The organism is Paracoccus laeviglucosivorans (genome assembly GCF_900182695.1).
In the GTDB taxonomy this organism is placed as follows: Bacteria; Pseudomonadota; Alphaproteobacteria; order Rhodobacterales; family Rhodobacteraceae; genus Paracoccus; species Paracoccus laeviglucosivorans.
In genome coordinates, this window is record NZ_FXTK01000006.1 from 39,789 (window position 1) to 52,364 (window position 12,576).

Annotated in this window: 10 protein-coding genes; 4 read left to right on the forward strand and 6 right to left on the reverse strand. The window is 64.5% G+C overall.

Annotated elements, in window-relative coordinates:
* Positions 1 to 163 precede the first annotated feature (163 nt).
* Both FN835_RS09025 and ilvD read left to right on the forward strand, forming a co-directional pair.
* The gene (locus FN835_RS09025) at positions 164 to 967 is read left to right on the forward strand and encodes a DUF72 domain-containing protein (protein WP_142662895.1); all 804 of its coding nucleotides are present in this window, start codon (positions 164 to 166) and stop codon (positions 965 to 967) included.
* A gap of 93 nt (positions 968 to 1,060) precedes the next feature.
* Complete coding sequence (gene ilvD, locus FN835_RS09030) at positions 1,061 to 2,896, forward strand: dihydroxy-acid dehydratase (protein ID WP_142662896.1); 1,836 nt, start codon at positions 1,061 to 1,063, stop codon at positions 2,894 to 2,896.
* Between the two features lie 74 nt (positions 2,897 to 2,970).
* On the opposite strand, the gene FN835_RS09035 is transcribed toward ilvD, so the two are convergent.
* The 5 genes from FN835_RS09035 to FN835_RS09055 form a co-directional block, all read right to left on the reverse strand.
* Entirely contained in the window at positions 2,971 to 3,336 is a 366-nt protein-coding gene (locus FN835_RS09035; RefSeq protein WP_142662897.1) for a hypothetical protein, read from the reverse strand.
* A gap of 88 nt (positions 3,337 to 3,424) precedes the next feature.
* Positions 3,425 to 4,756: a nucleotide sugar dehydrogenase gene (locus FN835_RS09040; protein WP_281285402.1), complete on the reverse strand. Its 1,332-nt coding sequence runs from the start codon at positions 4,754 to 4,756 to the stop codon at positions 3,425 to 3,427.
* Positions 4,757 to 4,798: 42 nt separating this feature from the next.
* On the reverse strand, positions 4,799 to 6,487 hold the full coding sequence (locus tag FN835_RS09045) for an adenylate/guanylate cyclase domain-containing protein (RefSeq protein WP_142662898.1): 1,689 nt from the start codon (positions 6,485 to 6,487) through the stop codon (positions 4,799 to 4,801).
* Between the two features lie 25 nt (positions 6,488 to 6,512).
* Positions 6,513 to 6,989, reverse strand: coding sequence for a cyclic nucleotide-binding domain-containing protein (locus FN835_RS09050; protein ID WP_142662899.1), 477 nt, complete (start codon positions 6,987 to 6,989; stop codon positions 6,513 to 6,515).
* Between the two features lie 8 nt (positions 6,990 to 6,997).
* A complete protein-coding gene (locus FN835_RS09055) occupies positions 6,998 to 9,733 on the reverse strand; it encodes an ABC transporter ATP-binding protein (RefSeq protein ID WP_142662900.1) in 2,736 nt (911 codons plus the stop codon).
* A 145-nt stretch (positions 9,734 to 9,878) separates the two neighbouring features.
* Here FN835_RS09055 and FN835_RS09060 point away from each other — a divergent pair, with 145 nt between their 5' ends.
* Together FN835_RS09060 and FN835_RS09065 are read left to right on the forward strand one after the other, a co-directional pair.
* Positions 9,879 to 10,928, forward strand: coding sequence for a glycosyltransferase family 4 protein (locus tag FN835_RS09060; RefSeq protein ID WP_142662901.1), 1,050 nt, complete (start codon positions 9,879 to 9,881; stop codon positions 10,926 to 10,928).
* Positions 10,925 to 11,665: a polysaccharide deacetylase family protein gene (locus FN835_RS09065; protein ID WP_142662902.1), complete on the forward strand. Its 741-nt coding sequence runs from the start codon at positions 10,925 to 10,927 to the stop codon at positions 11,663 to 11,665. Before FN835_RS09060 ends, FN835_RS09065 begins: the two co-directional genes overlap by 4 nt.
* Here the strand turns inward: FN835_RS09065 and FN835_RS09070 are convergent.
* On the reverse strand, positions 11,622 to 12,572 hold the full coding sequence (locus tag FN835_RS09070) for a glycosyltransferase family 32 protein (protein ID WP_142662903.1): 951 nt from the start codon (positions 12,570 to 12,572) through the stop codon (positions 11,622 to 11,624). The two genes, FN835_RS09065 and FN835_RS09070, sit on opposite strands and share 44 nt — an antisense overlap.
* Positions 12,573 to 12,576: the final 4 nt, after the last annotated feature.

A 12,576-nucleotide genomic window follows, 5' to 3' on the forward strand; every position in this document is an offset into this window, starting at 1 on the left:
TCTCGCCTCGCATGAAATAAAAAAGCCGCAAATGCCAAGACTACCGCCCAGTTTCCTGACAAATTCAAGAGGATTTGCCGTGACTTGACGGCAATTGGAAAATTCCCGCCCATGGCCGTATCGCCATGTTAGGCTGAGGCCGTGACCGACAAAGGGGGGCGTGATGGCTGATGGCATAATTCGCGTGGGCGTGGGCGGCTGGACCTATGAGCCGTGGCGCGGCAGCTTTTATCCCGACGGTCTGGCGCAAAAACGCGAACTGGGACATGCCAGCCGCCACCTGACCAGCATCGAGGTCAACGGCACCTATTACGGATCGCAAAAGCCCGACAGCTTTCGCAAGTGGCATGATGAGACGCCCGAGGACTTCGTCTTTTCGCTGAAAGCTCCGCGCTTTGCGACGAACCGCAAGGTGCTGGCCGATGCGGGCGAAAGCGTCAGCCGCTTTTTCGACAGCGGCGTGGCGTTGCTGGACGACAAGCTGGGGCCGATCAACTGGCAGTTCATGGCGACCAAGAAATTCGATCCCGAGGATTTCGCAGGCTTTCTGAAGCTGCTTCCCCCCGAGGCGCATGGTCAACGCCTGCGTCACGCGGTCGAGGTGCGCCATGACAGTTTCCGCGTGCTGGAGTTCGTCGATCTGTGCCGCGAACATGGTGTGGCGATCATCATCTCGGCCGATGGGGAATTTCCGCAGATCGCGGACCTGACCACGGATTTCGTCTATGCCCGGATCATGGGAACCAAGGCCGATCATCCCGAAGGGTATGACGACAAGGCGCTGGACCAATGGGCCGCACGGGCGCGATCCTGGGCCGCGGGCGACAGCCCGGACGGATTGGATTATGCGGGCAAGGCAGCCAAGACAACGCCGCGCGACGTGTTTCTATATGTCATCAGCGGGGCCAAGGAACGCAATCCTCAGGCCGCGATGGCATTGCTGCGCAGGCTGGGTCAGAAAGACTGACCCTGCTGGCACTGGAATCACGGCGTCCATGGGTATAGTCCTGTCAAATCCGAAGGGCCCGGTGCGGGTCAGCTCCAGACGGGAATAACAGAAATGCCAGCCTATCGCTCTCGCACGACCACGCATGGCCGCAACATGGCAGGGGCCCGCGGCCTTTGGCGTGCCACCGGCATGAAGGACGGCGATTTCGGCAAGCCCATCATCGCAGTCGTCAACTCGTTCACGCAATTCGTGCCCGGCCACGTCCACCTTAAGGATCTGGGCCAGCTTGTCGCGCGCGAGATCGAGGCCGCGGGCGGCGTCGCCAAGGAATTCAACACCATTGCGGTCGATGACGGCATCGCGATGGGCCATGACGGGATGCTGTATTCGCTGCCCTCGCGCGAAATTATCGCCGACAGCGTGGAATACATGGTCAACGCGCATTGCGCCGATGCCATGGTCTGCATCTCGAACTGCGACAAGATCACGCCCGGTATGCTGAATGCCGCGATGCGCCTGAACATCCCCGCCGTCTTCGTGTCGGGCGGGCCGATGGAGGCGGGCAAGGTCGTCATGCACGGCAAGAAGCACGCGCTGGATCTGGTCGATGCCATGGTCGCCGCCGCCGATGACAGCGTTTCGGATGAGGACGTGAACGTGATCGAGCGTTCGGCCTGCCCGACCTGCGGATCGTGTTCGGGCATGTTCACCGCCAATTCGATGAACTGCCTGACCGAGGCGCTGGGCCTGTCGCTGCCGGGCAACGGCTCGACCCTGGCGACCCATGCCGACCGCAAGCGCCTGTTCATCGAGGCGGGGCACCTGATCGTAGACATCACACGCCGCTATTACGAACAGAACGACGCATCCGTGCTGCCGCGCAATGTGGCGAACAAGAAGGCGTTCGAAAACGCCATGTCGCTGGACATCGCCATGGGCGGGTCCACCAACACCGTGCTGCACATCCTTGCGGCCGCCTATGAGGGCGGGATCGACTTCGACCTGTCCGACATCGACCGGCTGTCGCGGGGCGTGCCCTGCCTGTCCAAAGTCGCACCTGCCAAGCAGGACGTGCATATGGAGGACGTTCACCGCGCCGGCGGCATCATGGCGATCCTGGGCCAGTTGGAACGCGGCGGGCTGATCCACCGCGACACGCCCACCGTCCATGCGCCGACGCTGGGCGATGCGATCGACCGCTGGGACATTTCCCGCACCGACAGCGAAACCGTGCACAACTTCTTTCGCGCGGCACCGGGCGGCATCCCGACGCAGGTGGCGTTTTCGCAGGATGCGCGCTGGGACACGCTGGATCTGGACCGGCAGGCAGGCGTCATCCGCTCGGTCAACTCGCCCTTTACCGCCGATGGCGGTCTGGCGGTGCTTAGCGGCAATATCGCTGTGGACGGCTGCATCGTGAAGACGGCGGGCGTGGACGAATCCATCCTGAAATTCACAGGCCCCGCCGTGGTCTATGAAAGTCAGGATGCGGCGGTCAGCGGCATTCTGGGCGGCAAGGTCAAGGCGGGCGACGTGGTCGTCATCCGCTATGAAGGGCCAAAAGGCGGGCCGGGGATGCAGGAAATGCTGTATCCGACCAGCTATCTGAAATCCAAGGGTCTGGGCGCGGCTTGCGCGCTGATCACGGACGGGCGTTTCTCGGGCGGCACGTCGGGGCTGTCCATCGGCCACGCCTCGCCCGAGGCGGCGCAGGGCGGGCTGATCGGTCTGGTCAAGAATGGCGACATCATCGAGATCGACATCCCGAACCGCACCATCAACCTTGCCGTCCCCGACGCCGAGCTGGAGGTCCGCCGCGCCGAGCAGGACAAGCTGGGCTGGAAACCCGCCGAGCCGCGCAAGCGCAATGTGACCACCGCGCTAAAGGCCTACGCCGCCTTTGCGTCGTCGGCGGATAAGGGCGCGGTACGGATTTTGCCCGAGTGATTGCGAAAAGGCCCGCAGTGATGCGGGCCTTTTTTGCAGGGGCGGTGGTGTGGGTGTGATGCCGGACGAAGCGGTCAAACGGCCTGGTCGAATCGTCCCTGAGCATCGGGCCATGTCCAGATAGTCTGGTCGGCGAGGATCGCCTCAACAACCGCTTCCGCCCTTGATCGGGCGCTTGTGTTTTCGCCTAACCCCATGTGCTGGGTTTCGATCTCGACTAGAAACCCGACGACCTCGCCGCGGGGTATTCCCCTGCGCAGCTCTGAAGCCGCCTCTAGCAAATAGCTGTCGTATTCGTCTGCGAATGGCAGGTTCGCTTCGTCGTCCCATCTGCTCGAGCAGTTTTCTGGGTCCAGCAGTCCGATAGGATCCCAGAGCGCCCAACCGATGTCGCGTAGCTTCGATAACTTAATTCTGGGCTGAGGGACCGCCTGCATCATCGGAAACTCTGTTAGGTGTCTGGATCCCATAAGGCTATGCGAAGCTCACGACCGTCTGCAATGGGCTCATTTTCCCCCTTCCACCCCCTCATGCCGGCACGATATTCCCCGCAGGATTGCTGCTGTAACGCCCCCGCGCGTCGATGATCAGCGCCGCGTGCTCGCGCAGCATCGCGTAATCCACATCGCTGTGATCGGTCAGGATCAGGACGGCGTCGTAACCCGCCACGACCTCGGCGGTCAGCGCCACTGATGCCAGATCAAAGCTGTGTTCGCGCATGACCGGGAAAACCGGGACGTGGCTGTCGGAATAATCCAGAACCGCGCCCCAATCCCGCAGCCGCTCCATCACCAGCACCGAGGGGCTTTCGCGCACATCGTCCACATCCGGTTTATAGGCGATGCCAAGACAAAGCAGGCGCGCGCCGGACATGACCTTGCCGCGTGCGTTCAGGGCCTGCAGCGCCTTGCCCACGACGTAATCGGGCATCGAGGCGTTCACCTCTCCGGCCAGTTCGATGAAGCGGGTGTGAATGCCGTATTCGCGGGCCTTCCATGTCAGGTAGAAGGGATCGACCGGGATGCAATGGCCGCCGATGCCGGGGCCGGGATAGAATGCCTTGAAACCAAAGGGCTTTGTTGCGGCGGCGCCGATCACCTCGAAGATGTCCAGCCCCATGCGTTGGGCGACGATCTTCAGTTCATTCACCAACCCGATATTCACGGCGCGGTAGATGTTTTCCAACAGCTTCACCATCTCGGCGGCGCGCGATGAACTGACGGGAACAACCGTGTCTATAAAGGCGGAATACAGCGCCACGCCCGCCGCCTGCGATGCCGGATCGTCGCCGCCCACCACCTTGGGAATGCGGCTGGTGTCGAAATCGGGGTTGCCGGGGTCTTCGCGTTCCGGGGAATAGACCAGAAAGGCGTCCACGCCCGGCGTCAGACCGGCGGCGGTGAAATAGGGTGCCAGCACCTCGGCGGTGGTGCCGGGCCATGTCGTGCTTTCCAAGGACAGCAACTGCCCGGCCCGCAGATGCGGCGCAAGCGACTCCATCGTCGCGGTGACAAAGCGCAGGTCGGGTTCGCGGTGCTTGTCCAAAGGCGTCGGCACGCAGATCAGCAGCGCATCGCATTCGGCGGCACGGCTGTAATCGCCGGTCGCCTGAAAGCCGCGTGCGTTCATGGCGGCGATCGCCTTGGGTGCGATGTGGCGGATGGGGCTTTCGCCTGCGGTCAGTTGGCGGATGCGTTCGGGCAGGATGTCGAAGCCAAGCACCGGCAGGCCCATTTCACTGATGCGCATGGCCAGCGGAATGCCGACATAGCCCAGACCCACGACGCCGACGCGGGCGGTGCGGTCTCCGATCTTGCGCAGCAATTCTTCCAGCATCCCGTGACCTTTCGCTTTTGCCATTCCGCCTAACATGGGCCGCAATTCCTGACCAGCCGCAGGAGGTTACAGAAACCGCACGCTGTCGGCATCGCGCAGTGGCCAGACGACCAGCCCGAATTCCCGCCCCCGGATCGGCACGCGCTGGCTTTCCAGTCCTGCGCGGTCGCGGTCCTGCGCGGCCATAACCTCGTCCGAGATGACGATGGGCGCGCGCAGATCCTTGGAGACCCCTTCAAGCCGACTGGCGACGTTGACGGTATCGCCGATGGCGGTCTGGCTCATATTCCCGGAAAAGCCCATCTGGCCGATGATCGCGGGCCCGGCATGGATGCCGATGCCAACATCGATTGTCAGCGCGATGTCGCGGTGCAGTTCACGGTTCATCACCGCGATTTCCTGTCGGATCAGGGCTGCGGCGCGCAGGGCGGCGCGGCAGGCATGGGGCAGATCGCCCTCGAGCCCGAAGACCGCCATCACGCCGTCGCCGATGAACTTGTCCACCTTGCCACCCGAGGCAGAGACGGCATTGCCCACCAGCTCGAAATACCGGTTCAGCAGGAACACTACGTCATAGGGCAGCTGGCGTTCGGAAAGCGAGGTGAAGTTGCGCAGGTCGCAGAACATCACCGCGATCTCGCGTTCCTCGGGGGGCATTTCGGGGGCGGTGGTCAGATGGGTCTGCGGCGGCTCGATCAGGCGGGCAACGGTCAGCGCGGCAGTCGGGCGCAACTGGCAGGCCAGCCGCACATCGGGACCGGCATTGATGCGCGACAGCGTTGCCCGCTCGGCCGCGTCCGCATCGGGCAGGGGCATGTCGCTGGCCATGATGCGCACGCGGCAGGTCGAACAGCGGCCATTGCCGCCGCAGACCGAATAATGCGCGATGCCGTTGATCCGGCTTGCCTCAAGAACCGAGGTGCCGGGCGCGACACGGACCAGCGCGCCCCCGAGATACGAGATTTCGACCGATCCCGCACGGGCCAGCAAGGCGCGTATCTGGCGCAGGATCAGCACCACCGCGATCAGCATGACCCAGCCACTGCGCATCGCGGTCGCGACCATGGCGATCATGTTGCCCCCGCCGTAGCTTTCCGGCATGGGACGCATCGGGGGATGGGGCGACATGTCGGCCTGCCGGATACGTTCGACGGTCTCGGTGCCGGCAACGCCATAGCCGATCAGCGCAAGGACGGGCAGCAGAACGGCGGCGGCGATCAGCACCGTGCGGATCTGGCGAAAGCGCGGATTTGCCGACAGCGCGCGACCCAGACCAAGGCAGCCATGCACCCAGACGATGATCAGCGCCACCGATTGCTGGATCGCCAGCACGGGGTTGTCGAACCATTGCAGTGTCAGGACTTGCAGATAGCTTGGCTCGATCCCGCGCATGGGCAGTTGCAGCCGCATTGCCACGGCGTGTTCAATCAGCAGATAGGGGATCAGCAGCCCCATGATCAGCAGGACCATTTCGATCAGCGGCATTTGCAGCGTGCGGCGGCTGTAAAGCGTCCATAACGCCAGCAGGGCATGGACCAGCGCAGCGCCGTAAAGCAACACCGTGCCCGGCAGGCTGCGCCACGGCTTTGCCAGCCAAGCCCGCGCATTGTCCGCAAGGTCGATCGAGCTGATCAGCAGCGCGTGGTTCGTCAGGTGCATCACGACGAAACACAGGATCACCACGCCGGAAAGCTGGCGGGCCAGCAGCACATGGCGATGCATCTGTCGGCGTCCCGTGGTGGGGGCCAGCGTCAAGGGCGTCTCGGGGCCGGGGGGTGGATCATGTAGCGCTGCCGTCCTGCGATTGCGCAAGTTCGGCGCGCGCGGCAATCAGGTCCGAGGTGGTGACCGCAAGCCGTTGGGCCAGCACGCGCATCATGCGCACACATGCGCCGCGATCTTCGGACAGCACGGCAAGGAAATCCTGCGGCTCGATCGCCAGCACGTCCAGCGGCTCCAGTGCGCGGACGGTGGCGGTGCGCAGGCCACCGCATAGCAGCGCGACCTCTCCGACGATGCTGCCGGGGGGCAGTTCGGCAATGCGGATGTCGCCGCTTGCGCCGTCAGCCAGAATCTCGGCCCGGCCTGAAATCAGGATATAGGCCTTGTCGGCATCGTCGCCCTGCTGAAACAGCACCTCGGTCGGGTCGTAATGCATACGCTGCGAGGCAAAGGCCAGCTTCTTAAGCCGCAGCGGCTCAAGACAGGAAAAAAGCGGCACCTGCCTCAGCACATTGACTTCTTCGTTCAACGCCATGTCGGGCCTCATGTGAACACCAGCGAGCAGTTCGACTTCTGCGCCGCCTGAAGGGCGGAGTAGCTGCCGTCGAATTCGACGCTGCCGCGATCGAAGACGACGACCCGTTCGAAGTGCCCGGCCATACGGGGGTTGGACAACACCCAGATGACAGCGGGTTTTTCGTCATGGCGGTGCAGGGTCTGCAATGTCGCATTGACGATAGTCTCATGCAGCCTTGCGTCAACTGCCGACAACGCGCGGTTCAGCACATAATATTGCGACTGCCGGATCAGGCCGCGCGCCAAGCTCAGCCGTTGGCGCTGCGATTGGTTCAAGCGGCGTCCGCCCAGACCAATGTCCTCGGCCAGGCCAAGGCGCAGGATGTCGCCGCTGATGCCGGTTTCGGACAGATAGCCGGTCAGCGTTTTCTGAATGCGGCGCTGCATTTCGGGGTTGGAGCGTCCGATACGCCCGAACAGAATGTTGTCGATCACCCGCGCGGCGTCGTTGTAGCCGTCGGGGTCGTAAGGTGTGAACAACGCCTGCAATTCGATGGGCATCGCCTCGGCCAGTTCGATCCGCGCTTTCACGATGCGTTCGGTCAGGTCCGAAGTCATCAGCCCCATCCGCATCTGCGCTTCCGAGTAAGACATGCTCAGCCGCAGAAGCTGGACCCGATCCTCGGGCACGGCGGTGGCATATCCGCCCATGGCGTTGCGCCCGACAAGCTGACGCAGTTCGGGAATGTCCTGCGGTGACAGGAAGGGCAGGCGGCCAAAGATGCTGTCATCGGGTGCCTCTTCCTCGGCATCCGGGCCACCAAGCAGTTCCAGCACGGTCGAGGCCAATTCGTGGCCCAGATCGAACAGCCGCGTCGAAACGCCCAGCCGCCGCATGATCGTGATGGCATAGGTGTTGCGCAGGATGTCCAGCGCTGCCTGAGGCGAGGCCAGTTCGCCAAACAGCAGGTTTTCCCCCACGGTGGCCTGCGGGTTGTAGCGGTCCAGATCGAAAGGCTCGATCGCCAGCTTGACCTTGCCGCTGTCGCGGTCGCGGCGCAGACGGTGGCGGATTTCGACGATGGCGGCCTTCAGTTCGGCATGGTCGTCGCCGGGCAGGCGGGCGCGCAGGCCCATGTTCATCACGTCGCTTTCCAGCCCGGACGCCCGCAGCGCCTCGGTCACGGCGTGGTCCAGATCGCGTTCGCCGTCGATGCCGGGGGGCAGCAATCCGTGATCCAGCCAATCCGCCATCAGCGGAAAATCGGCATTCCCCGACGCGCGCGCCTCCATCGCTTCCCAGCGGGCGTGCTTGGCAGCGCGGGCATCCTCATGCTCGGGCAGGGCATAGGGGGCGTGGCGCAGGCCATAAAGCAGGTTTTCGCCCAGCGAACCGTGAAAGAAATAATCCTCGGACGAGACATAGGTGATGCGGCGGCCCAGCAGGTGTTCGGGCAGGTCCGTCACCGCCTCTCCGCCCACGGTCAGGCGGCCGCTGGTGGGCCAGACCGCGCGACCGAAGACGGCGGCCAAGGTTTCCGCACCGCTGCCGCTGTCGTCGATCAATGCCACCGTCTCGCCCGGCTCGATCGAGATTGACACGCGGTCCAGCAGCTTTTCGCCGCCTTCGTCCTGCACCAGAATGCCCGAAGCGGTCAGCGGTTTGCCAAGTGCCCCGGTCTCAAGGCTGACATCATGCAGCTTTTCGTCGATCAGCAGGGGCGCGCGGAATTGTTCGGCGACCTGTTCATATTTCACCTGCACGTCCTGACGGGCTTGATCCCAGTCGATCAGTTCCTTCAGCGGGCCGGGCAGATCCTTATAGGCGTTGATGACGGCGACCAGCTGGCCCACGTCCAGTTCGCCCTTGATCGTCAGGTAGCCGCCGAAGGCGTAAAAGATGAAGGGCGTGATCTGGGCAAGGAAGTTGTTCAGGAATTTCACCATGAACTTCCATTGATACAGGTCGTAACGGATCTTGAAGATACGCCCCAGTCGCGCGCTCATGTCGGCGCGTTCGTAATTGGTGGTGTCCATCGCGTGGATGGTGGAGATGCCCTCCATCAGCTCGCCGATGCGGCCCGAAAGCTGACGGGCGGTCAACTGGCGCTGACGTCCCAGTTCGATCAGGCGGCGGCGCATTCGCGGGATGATCGCGACCTGAATGCCCGCGATGCCCCCCGCGATCGCGCCCAGCCACAGGTTCTGAACGCAGATGAATATCATCGCCATCAGCGCCTGACCTGTCAGCATCACCGGCTGGACAAAGGCGTCGCCGGTAAAGCCGCCCAGCGGCTCTACCTCGTCCTTGATCATGCTGGCGGCTTCGGCGGGCTTGATGCGTCGGAACTGCTGGGGCGGAAAGCGCAGGATGCGGTCGATCAGCTGATAGCGGATGCGGCGCAGCAGCCGTTCGCCCATGCGGCCCTTGTAGGTGTTGATGTAGAACTTGAACAAGCCGTTGACGATGACCAGCGCCAGAAAGGTCATGCTCAGCGCCATGAGCATGTCCATGCGCTGCAACGGGATGCCGGGGAACAGCGTCACCTCTCCGATCCAGGGCAGGCTGGGCGAGATGTGCAGGAACAGCTCGGTCGCGCCGTCCGCTTCGAAGCCCTGACCCTGAATCGGGCCGTTCACGATCTGCTTGGGCAGGTCAAAGGCCAGATAATAGGGGATCAGTGAAACCAGCACGACCGCGACGACCCAGCTTTGTTCACGCCGGGTATGCGTCCAGATGAAGCGGGTAAGGCTTTGTTCCATGGAAATTCCTGACGGACATGCGGCAGATATGCTGGCCGGTGACGGGGATCGTTGAACCTTGCACCAGTCGATTGCAAGTGGGTGTCGCGCTGCGGTTTACAAGCTGTGATCGCCGCGCCAATGATGCGATTTGGTCAGGGATCCCATGCACATCGCCTTTTACGCACCGCTGAAATCGCCCGATCATCCGGTTCCGTCAGGCGACCGGGCGATGGCGCGCCTGCTGATGCAGGCGCTGCGGCTGGCCGGGCATCGGGTGTCGCTGGTGTCGCAGATGCGGGTCTTTCTGCGCGAACCCGTGGGGCTGGATCAGGCCATGGCCTTGGCCGATGAGGAATGGGCGCGGATCGTCGCCACATGGGACGCACCCGATCTGTTCCTTTGTTATCACCCCTATTACAAATCCCCCGATCTGCTGGGGCCGGTGCTGTGCCGCGATTATGACCTGCCCTATGTCACGATCGAGGCATCCTGGTCCCAACGCCGCAATCAGGGCGACTGGGCGCGGACGCAGGAACTGGTGGCGGCGGGTGTGCGTCAGGCGGCGCTGAACATCTCGATGACGGGGCGCGATGCGCTGGGGCTGCAGGCGCTGGGCGTTTGCGCCATGCGGCTGCCGCCCTTTATCGACACAGCGCCGTTTGGGGCAAAGGCCATGCCCGAGCCGGGGCACTTCGTCACTGCCGCGATGATGCGACCCGGCGACAAGCTTTCCAGCTACGCTGCCCTTGCCGCGGCGTTGCGGCGGGTGTCGGGCAATTGGCGGCTGTCCATCGCGGGGGACGGTCCGGCGCGGGATCAGGTGCAGGCGCTGTTTGCGGATATGGGCAATGTGCGGTTTCTGGGTCAGCTTGCGCAGCCGGAACTGGCCGCGCTTTATCGCAGCGGCTGGGCCTATCTGTGGCCCGGCCATGCCGAAGCCTATGGCCTTGCCGCGCTTGAGGCGCAGGCGGCGGGTCTGCCCGTCATCAGCGAGGCGACGGCAGGCGTCCCCGAGGTGGTGCAGGACGGCATCACGGGCCTGCTGACGCCTGAACGTGACGTGGACGCCTATGCCCAGGCGATCACGCGGATGCTGACGGATGCCGACATGCGCGACCGGCTGGCGGGTGCGGCGCGGCGCTTTGTGCAGGGCGAACGCGACCTTGCCGCCGCTGCCGCACGTCTGGATGGGTTGCTGCGGGGCGTGCGATGATCCAGGTCTTTGAACGTGCGCTGCGGGCTGCCGAAGGGCGCGATCTGCGGTTCTGGCTGCGCGACGATGATGCCACGCGCCCCGGTCCCGTGCTGGACAGGCTGCTGGCGCTATGCGCACGGCACGGGGTGCCGCCGCTGCTGGCGGTGATCCCGGCGCGGCTGGACCCGGTGTTGGCCGACATTCTGCCGCCGCAGGGCCGCGTCGCGCTGCATGGCTGGTCGCATCAGAACCACGCCGGTCCGCACCAGAAAAAGCAAGAGCTTGGACCGCATCGTCCCGCGCCAGTCGTGCTGGAGGAACTGGCGCAGGGCCGTGCGGTGCTGCGCCAGACATTCGGCGCGCGGGCGCTGGACCTGCTGGTCCCGCCTTGGAACCGCGTGTCGCCCGAGGTGACGGCGGGTCTGCCCGGCATCGGCATCCGGGCGCTGTCGGCCTACGGCAAGATCTCGGCGCGGGGGATGCCGGTCTTGAACGCCGATATCGACCCGATCGACTGGCGGGCCAGGCGCGGGCTGCGCCATCCGGCGCTGCTATGGCAAAAACTGGCGCTTCGGGTGCAGGTGGACCGGCCCGTGGGTATCCTGACCCATCACATGGATCACACGCCCGAAGTCTGGGATTTTCTGGACCGCCTGATGGGCATGACCGCGCATTGCGCGTGGGTGACGCCCGACAGCTTCCTGCCCGAACTTACCAGCTTTTCCAGTCGATCAGCAGACCCGGCCCGCGCCTGAAGCGTTGCAGCTCGGCCCCGTCTGCGCCGCGTGGCAGGCGACCGGCCACGATGTCATGCGCGGCCAGTCCCAGCGGACAAAGCCGCGCGAACAGCGTGAAGATCAGCGGCCCCGTCACCCACCATGCGGGCGCACGGGGCAGGGCGGCCACCGCCTGGGGCAAGGCACGGATCAGCGCGCTCAGGGCCGGATGGCCCGCAGGGGTGGAAATAAGCGCATTGGTCAACAGCAGCGCGCCGCGCCCGGTGATGCGCGGCGTATCCTCGGCCAGCGCGGCAAGGCCGAAGGGGGCGATGTAGTCGTCGAAATCGGCATCGTCGCGGGCGGGGTGGAAATCGGCGTCCAGATAGAGGCCGCCCGCGGCCTCAAGCACCAGATAGCGCGCGACATCGACCGCGCCGGGATAATCGCCCTGTGCCAGCATCTGGCGATAGACGGGGTGCGTCGTCGCCCCGATCCGGTCCAGCGCGGCTTCGTCCCAAAGCTGGTATTCGCGGCCGTTCAGAATGCACCAAGCCCGCCACGCCGCGACCGAGGGCGGGGGTGGCAAATCCCCGATCCATATCTGGTGCAGGATGCGCGGCACGGGCGTCCCGGCCATCGCCGCCGCCTGCTGCCGTTCCTTCGCCGTCAGCGTGGCAAGGGGCAGCAACCCGTCCAGCCCCGGTCCCTGCATCGCCTGCCAGCCCAGCTTGGCGATCTGGTCGCCCTGCGCCCGCGCAAGCCGCAGCCGCGCGGCGTGCAGGCGGCGCGGCACGCCTGCCAGCGTCGGCGGGCCCATGGCGTCGGTCTGCTCGGTCGTCAGGGCATCGGCCAGCGCGCCCGCGCCTGCGAAATCGCCCGCGTCGATCATCGCCTGAAGCTGACGCAGCCGGGCGTCGAACCATGCCTTGTCCTTTGGTTGCATCGGT